At 50.9% G+C, this 24310-nt stretch carries 28 protein-coding genes; 27 read left to right on the forward strand and 1 reads right to left on the reverse strand.

The window, feature by feature from the left end; translation table 11 throughout:
* Nucleotides 1-2 precede the first annotated feature (2 nt).
* The 17 genes from tsoC (at nucleotide 3) to DTHIO_RS02560 (ending at nucleotide 16284) form a co-directional block, all read left to right on the forward strand.
* Nucleotides 3-314: an NEPxGxxU motif selenoprotein TsoC gene (gene tsoC, locus DTHIO_RS02485; RefSeq protein WP_337833156.1), complete on the forward strand. Its 312-nt coding sequence runs from the start codon at nucleotides 3-5 to the stop codon at nucleotides 312-314.
* Nucleotides 315-352: 38 nt separating this feature from the next.
* Nucleotides 353-1066, forward strand: coding sequence for a TVP38/TMEM64 family protein (locus DTHIO_RS02490; RefSeq protein ID WP_008868772.1), 714 nt, complete (start codon nucleotides 353-355; stop codon nucleotides 1064-1066).
* A gap of 499 nt (nucleotides 1067-1565) precedes the next feature.
* Nucleotides 1566-1793, forward strand: a complete 228-nt coding sequence (locus DTHIO_RS02495; RefSeq protein WP_008868773.1) for a type IV pilin protein — start codon at nucleotides 1566-1568, stop codon at nucleotides 1791-1793.
* Between the two features lie 216 nt (nucleotides 1794-2009).
* Nucleotides 2010-2453 carry a DMT family transporter gene (locus DTHIO_RS02500; RefSeq protein WP_040417421.1) on the forward strand — a complete coding sequence of 148 codons (444 nt, stop codon included), beginning with the start codon at nucleotides 2010-2012 and terminating at the stop codon, nucleotides 2451-2453.
* A gap of 28 nt (nucleotides 2454-2481) precedes the next feature.
* Complete coding sequence (locus tag DTHIO_RS02505; RefSeq protein WP_008868775.1) at nucleotides 2482-3741, forward strand: glutamate-5-semialdehyde dehydrogenase; 1260 nt, start codon at nucleotides 2482-2484, stop codon at nucleotides 3739-3741.
* 51 nt (nucleotides 3742-3792) lie between these two features.
* On the forward strand, nucleotides 3793-3948 hold the full coding sequence (locus DTHIO_RS21335; RefSeq protein WP_008868776.1) for a hypothetical protein: 156 nt from the start codon (nucleotides 3793-3795) through the stop codon (nucleotides 3946-3948).
* Nucleotides 3945-5984 (forward strand): NAD-dependent DNA ligase LigA, encoded by a 2040-nt coding sequence (ligA, locus tag DTHIO_RS02510; protein WP_008868777.1) that lies wholly within the window; start codon nucleotides 3945-3947, stop codon nucleotides 5982-5984. The genes DTHIO_RS21335 and ligA overlap by 4 nt, the downstream gene beginning before the upstream one ends.
* Nucleotides 5985-6172: 188 nt before the next feature.
* A complete protein-coding gene (gene dapB, locus DTHIO_RS02515; RefSeq protein ID WP_008868778.1) occupies nucleotides 6173-6955 on the forward strand; it encodes a 4-hydroxy-tetrahydrodipicolinate reductase in 783 nt (260 codons plus the stop codon).
* Between the two features lie 436 nt (nucleotides 6956-7391).
* Entirely contained in the window at nucleotides 7392-7985 is a 594-nt protein-coding gene (locus DTHIO_RS02520) for a DUF4390 domain-containing protein (protein WP_144311421.1), read from the forward strand.
* Nucleotides 7986-8168: 183 nt separating this feature from the next.
* Nucleotides 8169-10394, forward strand: coding sequence for a sensor histidine kinase (locus tag DTHIO_RS02525; RefSeq protein WP_008868781.1), 2226 nt, complete (start codon nucleotides 8169-8171; stop codon nucleotides 10392-10394).
* Nucleotides 10395-10669: 275 nt separating this feature from the next.
* A complete protein-coding gene (locus tag DTHIO_RS02530) occupies nucleotides 10670-11656 on the forward strand; it encodes a diguanylate cyclase domain-containing protein (protein ID WP_008868782.1) in 987 nt (328 codons plus the stop codon).
* 152 nt (nucleotides 11657-11808) lie between these two features.
* The gene (gene rsmD, locus DTHIO_RS02535) at nucleotides 11809-12372 is read left to right on the forward strand and encodes a 16S rRNA (guanine(966)-N(2))-methyltransferase RsmD (protein WP_008868783.1); all 564 of its coding nucleotides are present in this window, start codon (nucleotides 11809-11811) and stop codon (nucleotides 12370-12372) included.
* Entirely contained in the window at nucleotides 12348-12851 is a 504-nt protein-coding gene (gene coaD / locus DTHIO_RS02540; protein ID WP_040417822.1) for a pantetheine-phosphate adenylyltransferase, read from the forward strand. The genes rsmD and coaD overlap by 25 nt, the downstream gene beginning before the upstream one ends.
* Nucleotides 12852-12890: 39 nt before the next feature.
* The gene (miaA, locus tag DTHIO_RS02545; protein WP_008868785.1) at nucleotides 12891-13832 is read left to right on the forward strand and encodes a tRNA (adenosine(37)-N6)-dimethylallyltransferase MiaA; all 942 of its coding nucleotides are present in this window, start codon (nucleotides 12891-12893) and stop codon (nucleotides 13830-13832) included.
* Nucleotides 13833-13911: 79 nt separating this feature from the next.
* Nucleotides 13912-14760 (forward strand): TP0624 family protein, encoded by an 849-nt coding sequence (locus DTHIO_RS02550; protein ID WP_008868786.1) that lies wholly within the window; start codon nucleotides 13912-13914, stop codon nucleotides 14758-14760.
* A 2-nt stretch (nucleotides 14761-14762) separates the two neighbouring features.
* The gene (locus DTHIO_RS02555) at nucleotides 14763-15662 is read left to right on the forward strand and encodes a hypothetical protein (RefSeq protein WP_144311422.1); all 900 of its coding nucleotides are present in this window, start codon (nucleotides 14763-14765) and stop codon (nucleotides 15660-15662) included.
* Nucleotides 15646-16284 (forward strand): CDP-alcohol phosphatidyltransferase family protein, encoded by a 639-nt coding sequence (locus DTHIO_RS02560; protein WP_008868788.1) that lies wholly within the window; start codon nucleotides 15646-15648, stop codon nucleotides 16282-16284. Before DTHIO_RS02555 ends, DTHIO_RS02560 begins: the two co-directional genes overlap by 17 nt.
* Before the next feature lie 40 nt (nucleotides 16285-16324).
* Here the strand turns inward: DTHIO_RS02560 and DTHIO_RS02565 are convergent, their stop codons facing one another.
* Nucleotides 16325-16558 carry a twin-arginine translocase TatA/TatE family subunit gene (locus tag DTHIO_RS02565; protein WP_008868789.1) on the reverse strand — a complete coding sequence of 78 codons (234 nt, stop codon included), beginning with the start codon at nucleotides 16556-16558 and terminating at the stop codon, nucleotides 16325-16327.
* A 289-nt stretch (nucleotides 16559-16847) separates the two neighbouring features.
* On the opposite strand from DTHIO_RS02565, the gene DTHIO_RS02570 reads away from it, so the two are divergent.
* The 10 genes from DTHIO_RS02570 (at nucleotide 16848) to DTHIO_RS02615 (ending at nucleotide 24309) form a co-directional block, all read left to right on the forward strand.
* Nucleotides 16848-18464 (forward strand): rhodanese-like domain-containing protein, encoded by a 1617-nt coding sequence (locus DTHIO_RS02570; RefSeq protein WP_008868790.1) that lies wholly within the window; start codon nucleotides 16848-16850, stop codon nucleotides 18462-18464.
* Nucleotides 18465-18484: 20 nt separating this feature from the next.
* Nucleotides 18485-18865, forward strand: a complete 381-nt coding sequence (locus DTHIO_RS02575) for a hypothetical protein (RefSeq protein WP_008868791.1) — start codon at nucleotides 18485-18487, stop codon at nucleotides 18863-18865.
* An 81-nt stretch (nucleotides 18866-18946) separates the two neighbouring features.
* Complete coding sequence (locus tag DTHIO_RS02580) at nucleotides 18947-19759, forward strand: hypothetical protein (protein ID WP_008868792.1); 813 nt, start codon at nucleotides 18947-18949, stop codon at nucleotides 19757-19759.
* Between the two features lie 2 nt (nucleotides 19760-19761).
* Entirely contained in the window at nucleotides 19762-20331 is a 570-nt protein-coding gene (locus tag DTHIO_RS02585) for a cupin domain-containing protein (RefSeq protein WP_008868793.1), read from the forward strand.
* A gap of 36 nt (nucleotides 20332-20367) precedes the next feature.
* A complete protein-coding gene (locus DTHIO_RS02590) occupies nucleotides 20368-22020 on the forward strand; it encodes an AMP-binding protein (protein ID WP_008868794.1) in 1653 nt (550 codons plus the stop codon).
* A gap of 33 nt (nucleotides 22021-22053) precedes the next feature.
* Nucleotides 22054-22710, forward strand: coding sequence for an HAD family hydrolase (locus DTHIO_RS02595; protein ID WP_008868795.1), 657 nt, complete (start codon nucleotides 22054-22056; stop codon nucleotides 22708-22710).
* 86 nt (nucleotides 22711-22796) lie between these two features.
* Nucleotides 22797-23099: a YggT family protein gene (locus tag DTHIO_RS02600; RefSeq protein ID WP_008868796.1), complete on the forward strand. Its 303-nt coding sequence runs from the start codon at nucleotides 22797-22799 to the stop codon at nucleotides 23097-23099.
* 93 nt (nucleotides 23100-23192) lie between these two features.
* Nucleotides 23193-23693, forward strand: a complete 501-nt coding sequence (locus tag DTHIO_RS02605) for a DivIVA domain-containing protein (RefSeq protein ID WP_008868797.1) — start codon at nucleotides 23193-23195, stop codon at nucleotides 23691-23693.
* Nucleotides 23694-23759: 66 nt separating this feature from the next.
* A complete protein-coding gene (locus tag DTHIO_RS02610; RefSeq protein ID WP_050775113.1) occupies nucleotides 23760-24053 on the forward strand; it encodes a DUF167 domain-containing protein in 294 nt (97 codons plus the stop codon).
* Nucleotides 24054-24075: 22 nt separating this feature from the next.
* Nucleotides 24076-24309 carry a hypothetical protein gene (locus DTHIO_RS02615; protein WP_008868799.1) on the forward strand — a complete coding sequence of 78 codons (234 nt, stop codon included), beginning with the start codon at nucleotides 24076-24078 and terminating at the stop codon, nucleotides 24307-24309.
* Nucleotide 24310: the final 1 nt, after the last annotated feature.

A 24310-nucleotide genomic window follows, 5' to 3' on the forward strand; every position in this document is an offset into this window, starting at 1 on the left:
TTATGCTCAAGGTCATGTTTTTCCTCAATGAGCCCAGGGGCAAGCCCTGAAAGAATTTTCTGAAGATGATGCCCAGGCTGGGCGAAAAATACGATGTGGAAATAGAGACGGTTTCCAAGCCCATGCAGGAATACCATACCGATGAATACTTTGAGCAGGACCTGCCTGTGGCTCCGGCAGTGATGGTAGGCGACGAGGTGGTTGTGGAAGGGGCCAACGTGGATGAGTACACAGTGGAAGAGGCCATCTGCCGTCACCTGGGGCTTCAGCCCCCGGAGAAAAAGGGTTTTCTGGGACGCATGTTCGGAAGCTGAGGCCCTGCCCGGCTGTAAAAAATCAAGGGAGTACAGAAATGGCGGAACAAAACGGATCCACCAGAAAAGGCCCCGGGCGCGGGGCTATATTAAAGATCCTGGCTCTTTTGCTGTTTATCGTTGCGGCTGTTTATTCTGTTCAGTTCACCCAGCTGCGGGAATACTTCACCCAGGAAACCCTGGTGGCCTTTCTGGAGGATATCGGATGGTGGGCCCCGGCCGTATTCAGTCTTTTATACGCCATCGGGGTGTGCCTGTTTGTTCCGGGAACTCTTTTGGCTGGTGTGGGAGCAGCCCTGTTCGGTCCTTACGTGGGCTTTGTCTTCGTCTGGATCGGGGCCATGCTGGGGGCCAGCACCGCATTTTTTATCGGGCGCACCCTGGGCCGGGAATTTGCCGCCTCCCTTATAGGCGACAGGCTTAAGAAATACGACGAGGCTATAGAGAGAAACGGCTTTGCAACTGTACTCTATCTGCGCCTGATCTACTTTCCTTTCACCCCCATGAACTTCGGGATGGGCCTGACCAGGGTCAGGTTCTGGGATTATTTCTTCGGCACCGCCTTTGGAATAGTCGTGGGGACATTTATTTTTACTTTCTTTATCGGTACGCTGCGCGATGTATGGCTGTCCGGGGAATGGAGCGGGCTTCTTTCCTGGCAGGTATTTCTATCCGTGGTCCTGTTTGCTTTTTCCCTATATCTGCCCAGGCTGGTAAAAAAGATAAAGGGTGAAAACGGGGCTCAAGAATAAAATCCTCAAAAAAGGTTCTGCATCCCCTTATACGCAGGGTAACCATTCAGGGGGTACCAGCAATTGCTACCGAGAATAGACTTGAGGCATACTCCCCAGCCGTGAGCGGCAAAGCCGCCCGTGAGCAACGAAGTTGCCCGTGCCAAAAAAATCTTCTTAGGCACGGGAAGCCTTCAGGCTTCACACCCGACAAAAAATACGCTTTGCTGTCCTGCGGAATTTTAGCGGGCAGGCGGGTGTTCCGCACACACGGTTTTGAAGAATAAATATCCCCAGCAAGGCATTACCCGCCTGGCAGACAGGTAAATCGGCATATCTCCCCCCTGAAGGGTTACTACGCAGGGTATCCGGGACGGCGGGATATTTAACTTGACTGAACAGGTGAAAAAAAGCATTCATTCAGTCAGTTTTGAACCGATACTGACGCCGACCCCGGCAAAAGCATTTTCATGGCGAGAGGCTGTGAATTTTCTTTAAATATCAGGCAGGGAGTACTGGTATGTTTTTTTCAAGGAAGCAGGAAGGTTTTTCCTTTCTGGGATTTGTTGTTGTTCTGGCCCTGATTGCTTTTTTGCTTATGATAGCAATTCCCCAGTACCTGGAATACCGCGACAGGGATCAGGATAACACAGGCTTGCTGGATGATCCTGTAAAAATTTCTCAGGCCTGGGATAAGGAAATAAGTAATAATAACCTGTACGTTGTCTTATCCAGCACTCACTTTTGAATACTATTATTTACCTGGTACTTCTCCATTGTCAAAAGTGAGTGCCGGATCGAAAAACGTTCCCACGCAGAGCGTGGGAACGATAAAGAAGAGTTTTATCTTTGAAAAGGGCTTAAATATTACCATGAATTAAACATTATCCGGCGGCTGTGCAGCATAAAGGGTAACTATAAAGAATTTGACCGTTTTTTTCTTTTGAATTAAGCGGGGCTGATTGTGAAATTTCTGTATATTTTACTAGCCCTGGCAGCCGGTATAATGATGCCGGTGCAGGCCGGCATCAACGCGTTGCTGGGAGCCCAGATCAAAAGCCCCATCATGGCCGCAGCAGTATCCTTTACAGTGGGTGCTGCATTCCTGATCCTGCTTTGCATCATGCTTCGCATCCCTGCACCGGCTATGTCGCTCTGGGGCAAGCTCCCCCTCTGGATGTGGACCGGAGGTCTGCTAGGGGCTTTTTTTGTGACCACCACAATTATTCTGGCTCCCAAGCTTGGGGCAGTAACCCTTCTGGCTTCACTGATCACGGCCCAGATGACCGCTTCTATTATTCTGGACCATTACGGTCTTATCGGCTATCCTGTACAGCCAGTAAACATGGGACGGGTTCTCGGGGTCATATTCCTGATTCTGGGAGTCCTCCTTGTGCAGAGATACTGACACAAATCCTTGATATCTGGAGGTTTAAATGAGTTTGGAGCAACAGGTCAAAGATGTTTCCCGCAAGGCCCGGGATGCCGGCAGGCTTATGGCCAGGGCGGACTCGGAAAAGAAAAACAGGGCCCTGGAAATACTGGCGGATTTGCTGGAGCAAAATAGCGCAAAAATCTTTGAGGCCAATATCAAAGATATCCAGGAGGCGGAAACAAGGGGGTTGGACAAAGCCAGGGTGGAGAGGCTCAAACTCGATTCCGGCGCCGTAAAATCCATGGCCGGAGCCTGCAGGGAAGTGGCTGCCATGCATGATCCCGTAGGAGAAATCGAGTCCATGCACAAAAGACCCAGTGGTATTACTGTGGGCAGGATGCGCATCCCCTTAGGCGTGGTGGCCATTATTTATGAATCCAGGCCCAATGTCACCATTGACGCGGCTATATTGTGCCTCAAGGCGGGCAATGCCATAATTTTAAGGGGCGGATCCGAGGCGGCCAATTCCAATGAGGCTCTGGCCGGGCTTATATCCACAGCTCTGGCCCAGAGCGGGTTGCCAGAAAGCGGAGTCTGCTGCCTGCCCTCCACTGACCGGGAAGCGGTACGCATAATGCTCAAGCAGGACGACTGCATAGACGTGGTCATCCCCAGGGGTGGTGAGGGGCTTATCCGTGCCGTGGTCCAGGATGCGACCATGCCCGTGCTCAAGCATTACAAGGGAGTATGCCACATCTATGTGCACAACGACGCCGACCTGGATCGAGCTGTAGATATTATCCAGAACGCCAAGGTTCAAAGACCCGGAGTGTGCAACGCCCTGGAGTGCCTGCTTGTGCACTCTGACGTTGCCGGAAACTTTCTGCCCCGTTTGAGCTACAGGCTGGCAGGTGACCAGGTGGAATACAGGGCCTGTGAGAGGTCCCTGCCTCTTCTCGGAGACGCTGCCAGGCCTGCTTCTCCTGAGGACTTCGGCTGTGAATTTCTGTCCCTGACCATGGCTGTGCGGGTTGTAGACAGCCAGGACCAGGCCCAGGAGCATATAGATAAATACGGATCAGGACATTCCGAGGCTATCCTGACCAGGGACTATTCCAGTTCCATGCGATTCATGCGGGAAGTGGATGCTTCAGCGGTCTTTGTAAACGCCTCCACCAGGTTCAATGATGGCGGACAGTTCGGACTGGGAGCTGAAATAGGCATATCCACCTCCAAGCTGCACGCATACGGACCCATGGGAGTGCGGGAACTCACCAGCACCAAGTTTGTGGTCCTGGGTGAAGGACAGATACGTTGTTGAGCATAGGGCATGGGGCATAGGGCATGGGGAAGATGGCATGGAGCATGGGGCATGGGGAAGATGGCATGGAGCATGGGGCATGGGAAAGAAGTATGCAGGTATGGGAGTATCGGTGTATGGGAGTGGGAAAAGGCTGTGTTCGGGTGTGGGAATCTGGGCTTTTTGGAGTATGTAAACCTGGATTTTGAGATGGAAACCCTCGCATGAATCAGCATCAGGAACATATTGAGCACAGGGCGGAGGAGCTTCGCCGGGAAATCAACCTGCATAATTATTATTATTATGTCCTGGATGATCCGCTGATAAGCGACGTCGAATATGACCGGATGCTGGCGGAGCTGAAAGACCTGGAAGAAAAGCATCCCGGGCTTAAGCATTCCGGATCGCCCACCATGAAAGTCGGTGCCCCGCCGGCAGGGCAGTTCGAACACAGGGAGCACTCCCTGCCCATGTACAGTCTGGACAACAGTTTTTCCCTGGAAGAGGTCCGGGAGTTTGTTCAAAGAATCAAGAAGCAGATTCCGGACGCGGACCCGTATTTCTGGGCGGAGCCAAAGCTGGACGGACTTGCGGTGGAGATAATTTATGAAAACGGACTGTTTGTTGCCGCCAGTACCAGGGGGGACGGGTACGTTGGCGAGGATGTCACGGACAATATCAGGACCATCAGAAATCTGCCCCTGACCCTTTTTTATACCGAATTTTTTCCGGAATACCTGGAGGTGCGCGGCGAAGTGGTCATTCCCAGGCAGGAATTCACCCGTCTCAATGAGGACAAAGCCCGGAAGGGGGAAAAGGTCTTTGCCAACCCCAGAAACGCAGCAGCCGGGTCTGTGCGTCAACTTGACTCCAGGATTACAGCTTCCAGGCCTGTTTATTTTTTTTCCTACGGTACAGGTATAAGCAGGTTCAAGTCCGGGGCCGGCTGGCAGAGCCAGGAGGAAATAGCCCGGGGACTCAATGCACTGGGTCTGCCTGTGGTTCCGGGAGGGCGGATCTGCAGGGATCCGGCAGAAGTGGAAGAATGCTACAGAGAACAGCTGGACCGTCGCGAACAAAGCGACTTTGAAATAGACGGCCTGGTTATCAAGGTCAACGATATAGGCCTGCAGCAAAGACTGGGCTTTACCTCCAGGGCTCCCAGGTGGGCCATGGCCGTTAAGTTTCCGGCCCTGCAGGGCAGAACTAAGCTCAAGGATATCCAGGTGCAGGTGGGAAGAACCGGGGTGCTGACCCCGGTAGCCATACTCGAACCCCTCAACCTGGGCGGAGTTGTGGTTTCAAGGGCCAGCCTGCATAATGAAAACGAGATACGAGCCAAGGACCTCAAGGTCGGGGACACGGTCCTTGTTCAGCGCGCAGGCGACGTTATCCCGGAAGTAGTCCGCCCGGAGACCCGGGAAAGAGACGGTACCCAAAAAGAGTTTGTTTTCCCGGAAAAGTGTCCGGCATGCCAGAGCCCTGTTGCACGCATAGATGACGAAGCCGCCATTCGCTGCCTGAACATGTCCTGCCCGGCCAGGCTGGAGCAGCAGCTTATATATTTCGCGGGCAAACAGGGGCTGGATATTGAAGGCCTGGGCAGGCAATGGATAAAAGTCCTGGTAAAGAAGGGGCTTTTATGCAGTCCGGCGGATATTTTCCGGCTAAGCCTTGATGATCTCCTGCCCCTGGATAAAATGGGCAGGAAGCTGGCGCAAAACATGCTGGACTCCATCAGGCTTGCGGCTCAAAAAGCCACTTTGCCACGGCTGATTGCAGCCCTGGGCATCAGGCATGTGGGAGTGGAGACCGCCAAGAGACTGGCTGCTAATTACAAAGATCTGGATGAACTTGCTGCTGCTGAGAAGAACAGCCTGCAGATGATTGAAGATATAGGCCCGGAGGTGGCTTCATCCATCGCCGGATTTTTCGCTAACCCTCAAAACAGAAAGCTGCTGGAAGAGTTTAAGGAAATCGGCCTTTGGCCTGAGCATGCAGCCGCCGCCGGAGAGGATCTTCCCCTTAAAGGAAAAAAGCTTGTTTTCACCGGCGGCATGCACAATCTTTCCAGGGACAGGGCCAGAGAAATAGTGGAGAAGCTGGGAGGAAAGGTATCCGGTTCTGTTTCCGGCAACACAGACATGGTGATTGCCGGGGACAACCCCGGTTCAAAGCTGAGCAAGGCCCGCGAGCTGGGCCTGGATATCTTAAGCGAACAGGAGTTCCTGGACCTGATAGAAAACTGGTCCGCCAGCGCCTGAGCCCTGCTTATGCGCCTTTGAACATGCTCAAGGTTCAAGAAGAACTTCAGGGTTTGCGGATTTTCATTGCAGTTCATGCCTGCTCTTCCCCTTGCAAAAAAAGTTATGCTTAGCAGTCAATTGTTTTGAGTTAAGAAAAAATACGCTATACTGGACAGGATCAAATCAATATATTTCAAGGAGGCTTTATGCAGACACAGGTAATAGTCATGGGAGCCAAAGGCCGCATGGGAAGCACTATTTCTAAGCTGGCCATGGAGGATTCTCAGCTTGACCTGGTGGGAGTGGTTGAAAGAGAGGACAATCTGGACGGCCTGGACAGCTTGTCGTGCAAAGTGGACAGCGATCTTTCCAGGATACTGGATTCTTTTCCAGGTGCAGTAGTGATTGATTTTACTGTTCCAGAGGCAAGCATGGAAACCGTGGAAAAATGCTCCAGTGCTGGTGCCGCGGCTGTAATCGGCACCACCGGCTTTACTGCTGAGCAGTCACAAAAGCTTGAAAGCCTGGCCGCATCCACCAGGCTTTTCTGGGCTCCGAATATGAGCGTAGGCATTAATGTCCTCATTCAGATCCTTCCGGAACTGCTCAAGAGTCTGGGTGAGAAGTACGACCTGGAAATAATGGAGATTCACCACAAGTTCAAAAAGGATGCCCCTTCAGGTACTGCGGTCAAGCTGGCCCAGATCCTGGCTGAAACCAAAGGGCTGGATATGGACAGGCACGGCGTATACGCTCGTCACGGCATAATCGGAGAAAGACAGAAAGACGAAGTGGGAGTTCAAACCCTGCGCGGCGGGGATGTAGTGGGAGAGCATACTTTTTATTTTCTGGGACCCGGCGAAAGGGTGGAGGTGACTCACAGGGCCCATTCCAGGGAGACTTTCGCCCAGGGCGCTCTAAGGGCTGCAAGATGGCTTGTAGAGCAGAAACCCGGGAAGCTTTATTCAATGGCGGATATTTTTGCCTGAAAACCATCAGGATAAACACTGAGTAACCATTCAGGTTGGGCAGGTACTGGCCAGGGGACAGTCCCGCACTTATTTTTTTCTGATGAACAATTTACAGATGCGAGCGTTAGAAAAATAAGTGCGGGGACAGTCCCCTGGCCTAATGCCATGAGTCACCACCGAGCACTCCCTGAATGGTTACAACACTAAAAACAGTAGCACCTGGTCAAGGTACGGAACTAAAGGAGTTTAACATGAAAGAAGGATTGATACTTTTTTTGAAGGTTATGGCTGTTCCTATTATAGCCATAACTGTAGTGCTGATTCTTATATTTACCAACTGATATTGCCTTCAGCTACAGTTAAATCAGGGATATGTCCCAGTGCCACATGCAAAAAGCTGAACAGATACAATTTGTAATTATTTGCAAGCTGAAAATAAAGCAACCACACAAATGTGATTCAATCAAAATATGAATTAATGTACAGATCACTTTTTAAATACATTTTGGTCTTTTTTGTGTTTACTGGAATGTCATTTTTGCATGTCTATGAATCCAGAGCACAACCGCTGGACTTTTCCAGCTTCTTGATCGATACTCAGGAAGACTATCTTGTGGCCATGTTTTCCATTGATATCGAGGAGTTTGAAAAGATTCAGAAGGCTTTGCACGATGGAAACAAGATAAGTATGATCTGTACTATCAAGTTGAAAAGGCACAGGACCCTTTTCTGGAATAAAAATATACAAGAGAAGACCATCGAGGTCGACATGGCAAAAGACCTCTTGTCAGAAGAGTACATGATCAAATTTCCAGACAAGACATATACTCTGAAAAAACTGCAGGAGGACAGCTTTGACGCTCTGTTTGAAAATATCAGCATAAAGCTCGCTCCGCTGGAAGAACTTATGCCCCAGAGAGATTACAAACTCCACATTGGAATAAGGGTTATTTCTAAGGACGTCCCCCAGTGGATAAAATCCACGCTGTTTTTTTTGTCATGGGATGTAGTTCCTGAAGTACGCTACGAGAAGGAGTTTTCATTTTAACCCTGCAATGACAATGATTTTACAAGTCACCCATTTTCTAAGCGTCATTGCAGGTTTAAAAAGTAACCATACAGGGGATGCCGGAATCACGCCTCGTGCCAGTAATCACAACCGAGGATTCCCTGAATGGTTACGTTAAAAATATAAGGTACTGCGAGAGAATTCAAGTACAGGGTTTTAAAGGTGAATCAGAACACTATAGAAGTTGCCGGTCCTGATCCCAGGGAAAAACGCAGAAGGCTTAGGGAGGTTTATATTGCCCTGGCAGCAGTGGGACTAATGGGCCTTCTGACCTGGATAGAACTGCACTTTTTCGGAGTTGAATCCTACCTTTTCCTGGCCTTCTTCAATGTGAACCTTATTCTTCTACTCCTGGTACTTTTTCTGGTTGTCCGAAATGTTTTCAAGCTGGTCATTGAACGCAGGCGCAAGGTCCTGGGGTCCAAGCTCAGAACACGCTTGGTGATGACATTTATCGCCCTGTCCATTGTCCCCACTGTCCTGATGTTTTTCATTGCAGTACGCTTTGTCCACACATCGGTGGACTACTGGTTTCAGGAGCAGGTTGGCCAGTCCATGCAGCAGGCACTGGAAGTGGGTCAGGTGTTTTATGCCTCAGTCAAGCAGGGCCTGGAAGTACGTTCGGAAATCGCTCTGGATCAGATCCGTTCCCAGCAGTATCTGTGGGGTGGCCCGGGCATGAGCAATTTTCTGGAGAACAAAAAGGAAATTGAACATGATCTGAGTCTCATGGGGATTATCAGCCCCTCTCTAAGTGAACAGAACTGGTTTGCTGATGAGGAGTGGGAAACTTACTGGCCTGAAATCAGGCAGAGCGTTCCCTGGGATGAACTGCTTGAAAGCCCTGAATACTGGACGGGCATGTGGCCCAGTGAAGAATCTGGAGACCTGGTGGTGGGCATTATGCCTGTGGATGAGGCCAGGACGGGCTTTCTGGTTATGGGGCAGACCCTGGAGCCGGGCCTTTTGTCCAGGCTGGACGGTATTGTGCAGGGTATTGAAGAGTACCGCAAGCTGGAAACCATCAAGAACCCCATGAAGACCGCCCTGTATACCATACTGGGGGTCATCACCCTGCTGATCATTTTCGGCTCCACCTGGTTCGGTTTCAAGCTTTCCAGGGAAATATCCGCTCCAGTGCAGGCCCTGGCCGAGGGCACCGAAAGGATAGCCAGGGGAGATCTGAGTGTGCGTCTTCAGGATCAGTCCGATGACGAACTGGGGTTGCTGGTTCAATCCTTCAACAAGATGGCCAGGGACCTGGAAAAGAGTCAGAACAGCCTGACCCGGGCCAACATGCGCCTGGCCAGCCAGAATCAGGAGCTGGAATCCAGGGGCAGGTATATGCATGCAGTCCTGGATAACATTACCGCCGGAGTCATATCTGTAGATCATGAAGGCAGGATAACCACGGTAAACAAGGCGGCAGAATACATTCTGGGTATAGATAGCAGGAAAGTGCTGGGTCAGTACCCCTTAGATCTGGTGGGAGGAGAGTACGGCAGTCTGATTCACGAAGTCCTCAATCAGCTGCATGATCTTCCGGAATCCCAGTGGCAGAGACAGCTGGACCTGGAGGTTAAGGGGCGTATTGTCAAGATACTGGTAAATGCTGTGATCCTGAGAGGGGAGCAGGGGGACGATTACGGAATCGTGGCTGTATTTGAAGACATTACCGAGCTGGAAAAGATGCAGAGGCTGGCAGCCTGGAGAGAAGTGGCCAGGCGTATAGCCCACGAGATCAAGAACCCCCTTACCCCCATCAAGCTGTCGGCACAGAGGCTGGAGAAAAAGTTTTCTTCCAGTGTAAGGGATCCATCCTTCGAGCAGAGCACCCAGCTAATTATCAGGCAGGTGGAAAACCTGCAGCAGATGGTCAGAGAATTTTCCACCTTTGCCAAGCTGCCGGAGGTCAGGCCCAGGACTGACTCCCTGGACAGCCTGGTTCAGGAGGTGGTGTCCATGTTTGAACAGAGCCACAGGCAGATAGGCTGGGAGCTGACCATTGCCTCAAATATCCCCCAGTTCAGCTTTGACCGGGATGCCATGAAAAGGGTGCTCCTGAATATCTTTCTTAATGCGGCAGAGGCAATTGATAAAACTGGCGACGGTAAAGTGTCCATAGATCTGGATTATGATGCCCAGCTCAACAGGGTTTTCGTGCAGGTGGCGGACAATGGCCCGGGGCTTAGTTCCGAGGAAAGGGCCAGGCTTTTTGAGCCGTATTATTCCAGCAAAAAAGAGGGAACGGGTCTTGGACTGGCCATAGCCAAATCCATAGTTTCGGATCACGGGGGGTATGTCCGGGTCAAAAGCAATCAGCCACGGGGGACTGTCTTTGTTGTTGAACTGCCGGTGCGCAATCCCGAAAGCGTAAGCATAGCCTGATACCCCCTGGTTTTTTCCTGCAGAGCATCTGTTTACCGCCTTTATGGTAAGGTATCTGTTTAGCGCTTTTAAGGAAAGCAGGGGACAGGCACTCCGGGACCCACTTGAGCATCATTTTGTGCTTAAAATATCTCATTTTTTGGGACAAGTGGGTCCCGGAAGAGCCAGTCCCCATGCCACATGCAAAGCGCTAAACAGATACTTGGTAAGCAGGAAAACGGTGCAGAGACTGTCAGCTCCCATCAATCTTGAGCTTACCTGGAGGGTCGAGGATTTTGGCCAGCTATACAGAAGAAAACATAATGGTCCTGGAACCGGACCGGGATCGTGCCCTGGAAATTGCAGAAGATCTGAATTTGTGGGGGCTGAAGCCCTGTATTTATGCCAGTCATTTCCGGGCCCTGGGCAGAATGGAGGAGAAAAGGTTTCCCCTGGTTCTTGCTTCCATGGAGTATACCGGAATCGACGGCCTGGAATTCTGCCGCATATTGAGAAAGCGCCAGCAACTGGGGCAACTGGACTTTGCATACATAATCCTCATGGGTGAAAACCAGCATCGTACCAGGATATGTGCAAGCTTTGACGGGGCGGATGACTTTATCATCTATCCTTTTTTAAGGTGTGAACTGAAATGGAGGGTCCTGTCAGGACTTTCCAGGTACCGGCATCATGAAAAGTTACAGACATCATCCATGTATGACCCGGCTACCCTGGCACTTAACGAAAAGGGCCTGAAAAAGGCATTGTACCAGGAAGTAAACCGCATGGGGCGCAAAAAAGGATTTCTGTCCGCCGCGGTTCTTGATTTCAAAAACAGGGAGTGGATGGAAGTGAGCCTGGGGACCGGCCTTTGCACACAGGTAAAAGAGGAAGTCTTCAGGTTTTTAAAGGAAAAGCTGCGCAACTATGATCAGCTGGTCAGGACAGACCAGGACCGCATATGTATTATATCAGGGGAAAACGATATAGACGGGATCACCGGTATGTTAAAAAGAATTTCCGCTTTCATTGCTGAAATGGAAGTGAATGAACCCGGCACCAGGGATTTTGATTTTTCTCTTGCAGGATCCTTCTTAAGTGTTTCTGTGCACAGCACTTATGCCGACATTACTGCCTGCGCAGAACACGTCCATGACTGGATCAGATCCCGGGACAGTTTTTCAGACGCAGTGACCGGGTATTCCGGGACCCTGGATGAAAACGGCATACATGTAGATGGAGAACCGGTTCGCATGCATCCCGGGTCAGGCGCAGAGGATTAAGTGAGCCGACTTCGGACCGGGACATCTTTTATCCTCTGCATGAAGCCGGCTCCGGGCTGTAATTTTTTAACCCGCTCTGGCTGGCTGAATACAGGTTCATGTGCAGGACCTGAAGAGATGTTTCCGGACAGCAGGAGCAGGCATCCAAAGCAATGCGCATCATTTCTGGAACCTTGAAGGGAAGAGTTTTGAAGACCGGGTCCGGTCCGGGCTACCGGCCAGCTACCGGCAAGGTACGCGAAGCGATTTTCTCCATGCTCCAGGGACAGATTGAAGACTGGTCCCGGGTACAGGTGCTCGATCTTTTCGCCGGCAGTGGAGCCGTGGGCTTAGAAGCCCTGAGCAGGGGAGCATGCACGGCGGTGTTTGTGGAGAATGACGCCCGGGCCGTTAAGATACTGCAGGAAAACCTGCAGAGACTTCAAATCCCAGTAAACCGGGCTAAACTGATAAAAAAAGACGCAGAGTCTTTTCTTGCCCGCAAGGCAGAGCATGGATTTGAACTGGTGTTTGTGGATCCTCCCTACGGAAGGAATCTCTTAAACCAGGTGCTCCCTGGAATTATCAGCCAGGGCTGGCTTTTGCCCCGGGGGGTCCTTTGCGCAGAAGTCGAATCCAGACTCCAGGTAACCCCGGAAACTTATCCGGGGCTGGACCTTATAAAAGACAAGCACTATGGGCAGACAAGGATATTGATGTGGCAAAAGACAAGTTGACAGCGGTTTATCCCGGCACATTCGACCCCCTCACCAACGGTCATGTGAGCTTAGTCAAAAGAGGGCTGGACATATTCGATGAAATAGTGGTGGCGGTTGCACTGCACTCTCCCAAGAATCCACTCTTTTCTCTGCAGGAGCGGGTGGACATGGTCCAGAAAGCCTTTGAACCTTTTCCAGGGGTCGTAGGTGAGCCTTTTGAGGGGCTTTTAATAGACTATGTGCGCAGAAAAAATGCAAAGGCTATTTTGCGGGGGATGCGTGCAGTGGCCGATTTTGAATACGAATTCCAGATGGCTCTCATGAACAGGCGTCTGGACCGCGGTATCCAGACTATTTTTCTCATGACTGACTACAAATGGCTTTATATCAGCTCAACCCTTATCAAGGACGTGGCCAGGCTTGGAGGAGACATTACCGGCCTGGTTCCCGAAAATGTCCGGCTGGAACTGCTCAAAAAGTGCCGCAACAACAGTTGATCCCAGCGATAAAATCTTTGCCGGCGTACCAGTAAATTCATGAGCAAAGATAATGCAGACAGGCTTCCACGGATCATTTGCATTCTTGGCCCTACAGGAAGCGGAAAAAACAGGCTGGCCCTGGAGCTGTCAGGTTTTTTTCCAGTACAGATAATAAACTTCGATTCCAGACAGGTTTACCAGGGGCTTCCCATTATTACGGCTCAACCGGGTAAACACGAACTCGAGGTATGTGCGCATCACCTTTACGGTTTTCTCTCGCCGGACAAGAGCATAAGCGCAGGACGTTTTGTACAGATGGCCAGGGAATGCATCCAGGGGGTCCGTCGGGAATCCGGCATCCCAGTACTTGTGGGAGGTACCGGGTTGTATCTCAGGTCACTGATACATGGACTGGCCGAAATACCTCCCGTGGGAGATGACGTCCGAAGGGCTTTACAGCTGCGCTGCATGCATGAGGGACCGGAAATTCTGCACCGTGAGCTTCAGGAAATTGACCCTGAGTATGCCGCCAGGATCAGTTGCAGGGACAGACAAAGGATTACCAGGGCGCTGGAAGTTTACCAGGACACCGGATTCAATATGACCGCCTGGCATAGAAGCCAGCCCAGCGGTCCTTTTTTCCGGGTGCTGAAACTTGGGGTTTATACACAATGGGAATATTTGGAACAGGGATTGCATAGAAGAATACAGGATATGCTCAGGGCCGGGGCTGTGGAAGAAGTGCAGGAAGTATGCAGAGTGTACGGTTTCAACCGGGACCTGCCGGCCATGACAGGGATCGGATGCAGGGAGGTGATGGACTTTCTTGCAGGAGATACGGATATGAAGAGCTGCATTCAGAGATGGTTCAAGAATACCAGGGACTATGCTAAAAGGCAGATGACCTGGTTCAGGAAGGAATCCGACGTACACTGGATCCAGGCGGGTGATTTTTCCGAAGCCAGGGGCATGGTTGAAAAATTTGTTGAGAGAAGTTGAACACTGGAAAACTATTACAGGTGTTGGTGTTGATAATTTTCGTCAGGCGTATTATTTTCATTACTGGAGCATGCAGAATATGAAATATTTACTGACGTTACTGATGGTGCTTTGCCTGGCGGCCGTAGCCGGGGCCGGAGAAAAAGACCAGGGGGAAAAAAGGGATTACGTCCGCCATATCGGCACCGGAAGTATGAACTGGACTGAAGGCCGGGTCCATTCAACGGGTTCTTCCAGGATGCAGGAAATGGAAGACAGGACAAAATCGGCCCGGGCGGCCGAGAGGAAGGCGTTGGTCAAGGCCAGAAAAAAACTTCTTGAAAACCTGCAGCAAATCAATGTGGACTCTTCCATCACCGTCGAGGACCTTTCCCGGGAGAATCCAGAAACAGCCGGCCGGCTGCAGACCCTGGTGCATCATTCCAAGGTATGGGATACAGTGTATTACCATCACCCCGAGGGTGAAGTGGAAGTGCATGTCTTTCTGGATCTTCTGGATCAGGACGTGCAGCGCATGCTGCCGGGCAGGGTTTTCGCAGGTCCGCAGTGGAAAAGAAATGGTAATGTGGTTGTGGAACTCACCCCCTATTGCCCCTTGTATATAGATGCCACCGGCCTGTCTGCCAGGCCGTCCCTTATCCCGGCAATACTGGATCGAGACGGCAATATACTCTACAGAGCATCGGTTCTCGGGGAAAGACCCGGGGCGGACAGGGGCCATGTACGTTACATGCGTGTGGACAAGGATCAAAATATTACCAGGCTGTATGAGTCCGGACCTGACGGCTTCAAGATCGAGCCGGAGCGGACAAATGGAAGGCATGACAGCGATTTTGTGCTTTCCTGGGAGGACACCCTGGAATTTCAGGATATCATGGACAGTATCCCCGAAGGCTGCCCGGTGATCATTATGATGGGAGAAGAATAACTTTGTCTATTTACAGGATATTATTGTTCAGTCTGGTGTTTTTTCTTCTGGGATTGTCTTCCGCCCAGGCCTGGCAGCAGGTCCAGGTGGATGTTGAGCTGGACGAGGACAAAAGCTTCCAGGAACTTCAGCAGCAGGGCTTGAGATCGGGCTACAGCCAGGCTGTAATCCGGGAATCCCAGCGTATAGTCCCGGGTGAACTGTCAGAAAAAAGAAAAGAAATGCTCGGGGAGCACCTGGACTGGAGAATTGACGACCTCATCCTTGGATACCGCATTTTTTCCAGGGAGGAGGTGGATGACCGCCTGCTGATGGATCTCGAGGTGAATGTCGACACCGCGGCCTTAAGGAGCATCCTGCAGAGAACGGGGGTTTATTACACAAGTACTGCGCCCTGGAAATACGATCTGAGTACGCGGGGGTCCGGACCCGGTGACTTCGGCATGCTGCAGCGCCTGCAGACAATAACCGGGGTGGAAGTAGACAGCGATGCGCCCACCTCTGTTTCATTGACCCGCCGGCAGGATGGCAGCTGGAGCGGAGTCATAGACTATAAGGACATCACTCATGAGGTTACCGGAGGGAACCTTTACAGTGTATGGTCTGATTTATGGGCGTTCTTTTTTACCCGGCCGGAAGTAATGTCCGAAATGACCATGGATTTCACTTTGAAAACCACGGGCTGGGCCACAACCGATGCCATCATGCACTTCGACGAGATGATTCTTTCCTGGGATGAGAAAGTGGAAAAAGGAAGCATTCTGTATATTCATACCGATGTGCCATCCTACAGGGCCGGTTGGACTCTGACCACCCTGAATCCGGATCTTCTGAAAAAACGTCTTGGAGAGTATCTTCCATCAAGAGGGGTATACCACACTATAGATGAAAACACACAATAAGATCAGGTGTAGTTTACAGGAGCATAAAACAGATATCGGCTGCAATTCTTCCTGGACGGTTCCCAACGCCCTGACACTGGCAAGGTTCGCAATGGTGCCCGTATTTCTGGGCGCCTTTATCCATGAAGCTTATCTTCTGTCCCTGGCAGTATTCATCCTGGCCGGAATAACCGATGCTCTGGACGGTTTTCTGGCGCGTACCCTGGAGCAGCGCTCAAGGCTGGGGGCTGTGATTGATCCAGTTGCGGACAAGCTTCTGGTGTTGACCGCGTTTCTGTGTCTGGGTCATGTAGGATGGATTCCCTGGTGGCTGATAGTGGTGGTTGTCCTGCGGGAAATCTTGATTGTATCCGGTTTTGCATTTTTTCGATTTACCGGAATGGATGTACGGGGAAAGATCGCCGCCACCCTGGACAGCAAGCTTAATACCCTGGGGCAGATCATGCTGGTGCTTTCGGTCATGTCCTCCATTGTATTTGAGGCGGCTGCCCTTGATCCTGTGTCGGGTATACTGATTTATGCTGTGGGCGGATTGACCCTGATTTCAGGTCTTCACTACCTGCTTCTGGGGCTCGGCCTGGTGTTTTTTTCTGGAAATGATGAGAAAAACACGGATATGTAAAAGGGTCCAGTCCAGCAAAGGTGTTCAGGCAGGGCCTGTATTACTCTTTTTTCTGCTCTTCTTCCTTTTCCTGGCCTTCTTTATCCTTTTTCTGTTCTTTGTCCTTCTCCTCGGAAGGGGTAACATCTATTTCTTCAGGCTCTGTTGTTGCTTTCTTGAAATTCTTGATGGCCTTGCCCATTCCGGCCCCTATTTCCGGCAGCTTGTTGGCTCCGAATATGACCAGGACAATGACCAGAATAATTATCAGTTCTGTCATGCCGATTCCAAACATATACGTTCCCTCCCAGTTTTTGGCTTGCCCATGATCTATACACCCAGGCTACAGGACGGTCAAGGCGCAACTCGGTGCTCTCGCAAAAAGATTTTGCATGTTTACCCGAAAGCATGATTGAAGCAGGGTAAATCCGACCAGGCAGGGCTGATAAATCATGGTTGAAGTTTTGAGCCGGTACAGATAGAAAAATCTGTTTAAAGGAAACATCGACTGTTTACACAGGATAGATTGAAAGATACCGGGGCGGGGAACCTGCCCCAAAACTCTTGAGCACAGGAGCACCAGCATGGAAAGAGTGCTTGTAACAGGTTATGGATACCCGGCCTACAAGGCGGCTCAATTGGTCAAAAAACTGAAGCCGGAAGTGGATCTTTTATGGATAACCGAGTACAGCGAGGAAAAGTATCCCCTGGAAATGGTGGAACTTTTACTGGGACTGGGCGAGAGCCCGGCTGACTGGTCCAGAATCAGGGCCAGGGTCAAGACCGATTTTGAAAAAAATACACGCATGCCGGTTATCGCACCTGTAAGAGTCAAAAAGATCCGTTTCGACCTTCAGGCCAGGGAGGTATCCTTTCTGTCCAATACGGGCAATATGAACTATTTTTTTGACCAGGCATTTATTTTTCCCGAACCCGCCTTCCAGGCACCCCGATTCGCACCTTCGGGGGGGCTTTTATGGCCGCAGAGTTCCTGTGTTGAGCACGTGGTGAACAACTGGGGCCACCTGGAGGCCATACAGGTGGTGGGAAACGATATGAGTGCCGTCCAGGCCCTGGCCTGCGGCGAAAAAAGCTTTGAGTGGGTCAGATCGCAAAACTTCTTTTCCAGGCAGGTGCAGTTTTTTGTGGATGAATATCTTAAGTCCAGGGGCGGCAGCATTTCAATATGTTCTGACCTGGATAGAGAATCTCCTGAAACTGAACATGAAGAAACCGGCAGAACTGTGGTTTACTGCTCCAGGCCGGTACTTGACTTAGAGAGACTGAAAGCAATGGGCATTGATTCCCCTGTGGAATACCTGCAGGATTCAGGGGTGTACATCCAGGATAATATCTGCATAGCAGCCCCTTATGCCGCCCGGGATTATCCCCGGCACCCCACATCTATGGAATACAGCCTTCAAACAGGCCTTTTTGCAGTACAAAGTCTTTTGGGGGACGATCCCCCACGGCCTCCCCAGAAAAACACCCGGTCCTGGAACATGGCCGGACTGCATGCTGGAAGCGCCGGGTTAAACCCGCAGCAGGCCCTGGAAAAGGGGTTCAGCCCGGAATGGGCCATAGTAAGCGGTGCTGACCATCCTTTGAAAGAGGCCGGGCATGTCCTGCATCTGACTGTGGACAAGGATTCCCGCCGGATCCTGGGCGCTGAGTGTGCAGGAAGAGAGGCTGCCGCCTGGGTGGATATGGTCGGTCACCTGGTGCAGGAAAATGCGGTGCTTGAAGACCTGGTGAAGCAGGAAATGGTTTCCTTCGGGTTCGGCCTGCATCCCCTGAAGAAATGCGCCCGTATCCTGGAAAACAAACTTGGTTCCAGAATACTGGGCATCAACCCCACTGAGCTTGAAGAGTCCTATAACCAAGGGGCCGAGTTTTTTCTGCTGGATGTCCGCAGTCCTGAAGAATACCAGCGCATCAGGATTTCCGGGGCTGAAAATATCCCCTTGCCGGAACTGAAGAAAAAGGCCGTCCAGATACCCAGGTTTGTCCCCCTGGTTCTTTATTCCAGGTGTTCAGGCAGGGCTTACCAGGGTGCAAGACTGTTACAGTCCATGGGCGCCAAGCAGTTATACGTCCTGGACGGCGGAATGGAACTGTGGCCGCTGGCAAATGAGACCGAGCAGGAGGCCGGTTCCGGACCGATTGTCGTGCCGTCCGGCTGCAGCATATCCTGCTGCTGAAGACATGGCTGAATCAATAAATGGGCAAAGTGACCAGTCTACCCGGGCGAAACTGTGTCTACTACAGTTTCGGCCGCTGCAAATACGAGGAATATCTAAACCCCGGATACCAGTCTTCATGGCAATGCAGGGTGCTGGCTTTCCTGGAAAAGGATTATGACGGCCTTATCAGCAAGGCTGATGCCTTTGACCTGAGCTTTGATCAGGTGGAAAAGATCTGGGAAAAAAGATTTGCCGGCATCGGATCCTGGGCGGATTTATGCGGATCATACCTGCCTGCCGGCTCTGAAGATGATCGCTGCGCCTGTCTGTTCGGCAACGCCTGTGTCCTTATGATGCCGGAATGTACCGGGGTATGCAGACTGTACAGGCCGCGTGTGCAAAAAGATATTGAGAGTTGAGAATCTTTTGCCTATAACGATATCAGGCGTTCAGGCCGGGCAGGAAATTCAATACATTTTTTTAAGCCACCAGGAGCACAAATGGCAGGCCCGCCAAAGATAATTCATTTCCCTTACATGCATGAAGAACTGGTTTCACCGGGGCTTAGGCCCATGGGCCTTTTCCTGAATCCGGGGATAAAAGATCCCCTGGATATCTTTTTTACTCCCCAGGGCCTTGTTCTGGATAAAGGACTTTCTGAGTACTTCCTGGAACAGTGCCGGCAGTTCGGAGAGCAGTTCAAAAAGACCTCGGACATGACCCACTTGGGCATGGCGCAGATGGAGGACTTTTATACCGGCAGCACCCAGTCCATTCAATACGAGCTTTCCACCTACGGCAAAAGTGACGAGGCAAAAGAAGACCATAAGGAAGACCTCCTCCAGGCCCAGCAGTACTTGCTTCTCAATTTCGCCCTTGAAGAGAGGCTGCTGGAACTCGGCAGAATTGATGCCGACCTGAGCCTCTCCTGGAGCAGCTTTGACGAATCCCTGGGGATAGATGATGAGGAGGAGCACTTCCAGAACATCGCCAGGCAGTCCATCAGCCCCCAGATAAGCACTGATCACTGGCAGAAACTCTTGAAAGCCTATACCGCTTTCCTGCCTCCACAAGGGATTTTGCTGGTACACGAGGAATCAGTTAGCCAGGAACTGCAGGAGTATGGGATTGCCTGGGAAAGACATGATCCGGACCACTTTTTTCCGGGTCTTGCTGACAGGAAGGGGTTGGACTTTTTTTGCGCCACGTTGAATCTTGATAAAATCGACAAAAAAAAGCAGACTTTTGCCCGGGAGGTGAAGCTGCTCAGGGCGGTGAGCTCAACCAACAGCCTTCAACAGACAAAGGAGTAAGGATGAGTCAGGCTAGCATCGGTAAAAAGATCAAGAAGCACAGGGATATGGAAGAGATCAGCCTGGAAGAGCTGTCCAGGCGCAGCGGCCTGGATACCGATTTTATCCGTTCAGTTGAAGAGGATGATATATACCCTTCACTGGGCCCGCTTCTAAAAATCGCCAGGGGCCTGGGGGTCAGACTGGGCACATTTCTGGACGATACCGTGGTCCAGGATCCCCTTATTGTCAGGGAAAAGGACAGGCAGGAAGAGCTGACAATGCTCAAGGGGAAGGAAAAGCCCGCAGCCCTGCGCTTTTATTCCCTGGGAAAAGGCAAAAGCGACCGCAAAATGGAGCCTTTCTTCATTGAAGTGTTTCCGGAGCCGCCCCAGGACAAAAAGCTGTCATCTCATGAAGGAGAAGAGTTCATCATAGTGGTTGCCGGAGAGATAGAGCTGGTTTATGGTCATGAAACCCATGTCTTAAAAGCTGGAGACAGCGTCTACTACAATTCCATAGTGCCTCATAACGTATCAGCCAGAGGCGAGGGTCCGGCCAGAATTTACGCCGTACTCTATTTTCCGGAATAGGACCGGGCGGCACCGGCATTACGCGGAGAACAATTTATGTGGGACCAGTCTTTAAGGGAGATAACCCTTGGAACGCTTCTGGATGAAGCTGTGGAAAATTATCCTGATAATGATGCAGTAGTGTATGTTGACCGGGATTTCCGCCTGACATACAGGGAGTTTTCCCACGTGGTGGACCAGATGGCCAGAGGGCTTATGACCCTGGGGGTGAAAAAGGGCGAGAAAGTGGCCATCTGGGCCAGCAATGTCCCGCACTGGGTGGCCCTGCAGTTCGCTACGGCAAAGATAGGTGCCGTGCTGCTTACCATCAACACCTATTATAAAGAGCATGAGCTGAGCTATGTGCTCAAACAGTCCGAGGCGGAAAACATATTCATAATCGACGGGTTTCGTGATACCGACTATGTCCGGACCCTGTACGACCTTGTCCCGGAGCTTCGCACCCAGGCCAGGGGGTATCTGAACAATAAGGATTTCCCGCACTTAAAAAGGGTGTTTTTCCTGGGGCAGGAAAAACACCGGGGGATGTATTCCCTGCCGGAGCTTCTGGCACTGGGGGGCATGACCAGCGACAGGGATTACCAGGCGCGCCGGAGAGAGCTTGATCCCCACGATGTGGTCAATATGCAGTACACCTCCGGCACTACAGGCTTCCCCAAGGGAGTGATGCTTACCCACTACAATATCGCCAATAACGGTTACTGGATTGGGGAGCATCAGAAACTGACTCACAGGGACCGCATCTGCCTGCCTGTTCCGCTGTTTCACTGTTTCGGGTGTGTACTTGGGGTGCTTGCGGCTGTAAGTCATGCCAGCACCATGGTCATACTTGAGGGGTTTAATCCGCTTATGGTCATGACCTCTGTGGAAGCAGAAAAGTGTACCGCTCTTTACGGTGTGCCCACCATGTTCATTGCTGTTCTGGATCACCGCATGTTCTCCAAGTTTGACTACAGTTCCCTGCGTACCGGGATTATGGCCGGCTCTCCCTGTCCGGTCAAAGTCATGCGGCAGGTGATGGACAAGATGAACATGAGCGAGGTAACCATATGCTACGGCCTGACCGAAACCTCACCGGTGATGACTCAGACCCGCACCGATGATGACATACGCAGAAAGACCGAGACAGTAGGCAGGCCCATGCCGGAGATAGAGGTACAGGTGGTGGATCCGGAAACCAACAGGACCCTGGGGCCAGGAGAACAGGGCGAAGTCTGCTGCCGGGGATATAATGTCATGCGCGGCTATTACAATATGCCCGAAGAAACCAGCAGAACAATTGATGCTGACGGCTGGCTGCATTCCGGGGACCTGGGCGTAATGGACGAGGATGGGTACCTGAGCATCACCGGTCGCCTCAAGGATATGATCATCAGGGGCGGAGAAAATGTTTACCCCAGGGAAATAGAAGAGTTTCTGTACACCATGGAAGGGGTGCGCGATGTACAGGTGGTGGGGGTGCCCAGCAACAGATACGGAGAAGAGGTAGGTGCTTTTATTATCCTCAAGGAGGGTTACGATTACGCCCCCGAGGATATAAGGGACTTCTGCCGGGGCAGGATCGCCAGGTACAAGACTCCCAAGTATGTTGCATTTGTGGATGAATATCCCATGACCGCCAGCGGAAAGGTCCAGAAGTACAAGCTGCGGGAAATGGCTGCAGAGCTTTTTCCCCAGGCCATGAGATGACCTGACTGACTTAATTTATTATTGGAGAGTTTGTTGATTATCTGCAATCCACTGAGTTCCATGAGCCTGAAAGGGCTTGAAGGGATTATATTCGACTGTGACGGAGTCCTTTTCGATTCCAGGGACGTTAATATCCATTTCTACAACCGTATCCGTGAATATTTCGGGCTTGGACCCCTGAGCGATAATGAAGAGGAGTTCGTGCACATGCACTCGGTGATGGACTCCCTGCGGTACATATTGCCTCCGGAATGTCTGGATCGCCTGGACGAGGTGCGCAGGCAAATAAATTACAATGAACTTCTTCCATACATGCGCATGGAAGAGGGGGTGCCGGACCTGCTGGATCTGCTGCGCTGCAAGGGGCTGCGCATTGCCATAAACACCAACCGCACCACCACCATGAACCTGTTGCTGCAGATGCACGGCCTTGCGGACTTTTTCTGGCCCGTGATGACCGCCGGACAGGTGAACAGGCCCAAGCCCCATCCTGAAAGCATGTACAGGATACTGGAGATGTGGTCGACAAGTCCAGGAAAAGTGGCCTTTATAGGCGATTCTGTGGTGGATCAGTCAGCTGCAGGAAGTGCAGGCGTTCCTTTCTGGGCCTATAAAAACCAGCACCTGAACGCAGACATGCTCATTCCTGACTTCTGGACCCTGAGGGAGTTCATTGCAGGGCGGCTTTAAGCCTTCAACGACACTTTGAGGTTTTAAAACAGGTCTGCTTTTTCACTCAGCAGATGACTGAACCGACAAAATTTAACGGAGGATAGATGAACGTGTTTGCCAATTTTTTGATGGCCCTGGTAAGTGTTTTTGATACCCTGCTTACCCTTTACTTCTGGATTGTGATTATTTCCGCTTTGTTGACCTGGGTCCAGCCCGACCCCTATAATCCAATAGTAAGGGTACTGCGCAATCTCACTGAACCGGTGCTGCACCGGGTAAGGACCTGGCTGCCTTTTGTAAACATAGGGGGAATTGACCTGTCTCCCATTGTGGTGCTGGTGGGTATTCAGTTTATCAAGATTTTCGTTGTCCAGTCCCTTTACCAGGCTGTAGCCGGTATGGGCTGAGGATATGCTTGACTCGGCCTTTCGTACTTAAAAAACGGCCGGGACGTATTTTTAGTTCCGGCTCACTCCCTGTTTTTTTCATAAGGGGGAAAAATGGACATTTCAAAAATTGATATCCTGAACAAAAAATTTTCCACATCTTTATTTGGTTATAAAAAAAATGACGTGGAAATGTTTCTGCAGGAAGTGGCCGACTACGTCGGAGAACTGGCTGAAAAGAAATCACAGCTGGATCAGGAGATAAAACACCTTGAAGAGAAGCTGCAGGAGCACAGAAGCAGAGAGGAAGTGCTGCAGAATACTTTGCTCACAACTCAGAAAATGACCGATGACATCAAGGCCAACGCCAACAAGCAGGCCAAAGTTATTGTCCAGGAGGCCCAGTCCAAGGCCGAGGATATATTAAGGCAGGCGCACAAGAGGCTGGCCCAGATTCACGAAGACATATCAGAACTGAAAAAACAGCGGGCTCATTTTGAAATCAAGCTCAGATCCATGATAGAGTCACATCTGAAACTGCTTGAATCACATGACGAGGAACACCTGCACCTGGAGGAAGCTGAATCCAAACTCAAGTTTCTGCAGAAGTCCTGATTGCAGGCTGATGAATTGATAATGCCCTTGCGTGGGCAAGGGCTGATAAGATATAGTGATACTTGCATGCAGTTTCTGGAAAGATTGGACCCGGAAACCTGGATTTTAAGGGTTGTGTTGAAGCCGGGAGCAGACAGGGATGAGGTTCTGGGCATACATGCAGGACGGCTCAAGATTTCAGTTAAGGCTCCTCCTGTTGACGGCAAGGCCAACAAGGCCCTGTGTATTTTTTTATCCAGGTCTCTTGGAATTAGAAAAAAACAGGTATGGATACAAAGGGGGCTGCAGAGCAGAAACAAGGATCTAATTGTAAGCGGTGTTGCCGGGACGGTTTTTAATGCCTTGAAGCATGTACAGTAAACTAACAAGGAGGTCATCATAAATGGAGCAATATGAAAAGGATCTGATAGTCAGATACAGTGAAGAGGATGAAGAACTCAAGAAGCTGCTGGAAAATCATCAGATGTATGAAAAGCAGCTGGAACGTTTTGAAAATAAGCATTTTCTTACCCCCAGCGAGGAAAGGGAAGTCAGGGAGATAAAAAAGAAAAAACTGGCAGGAAAGACCAGGATGCACGCTATACTGGACAATTATAAAGCCAAGGAGGGTAAGTAAA

Source organism: Desulfonatronospira thiodismutans ASO3-1 (genome assembly GCF_000174435.1).
In the GTDB taxonomy this organism is placed as follows: Bacteria; Desulfobacterota; Desulfovibrionia; order Desulfovibrionales; family Desulfonatronovibrionaceae; genus Desulfonatronospira; species Desulfonatronospira thiodismutans.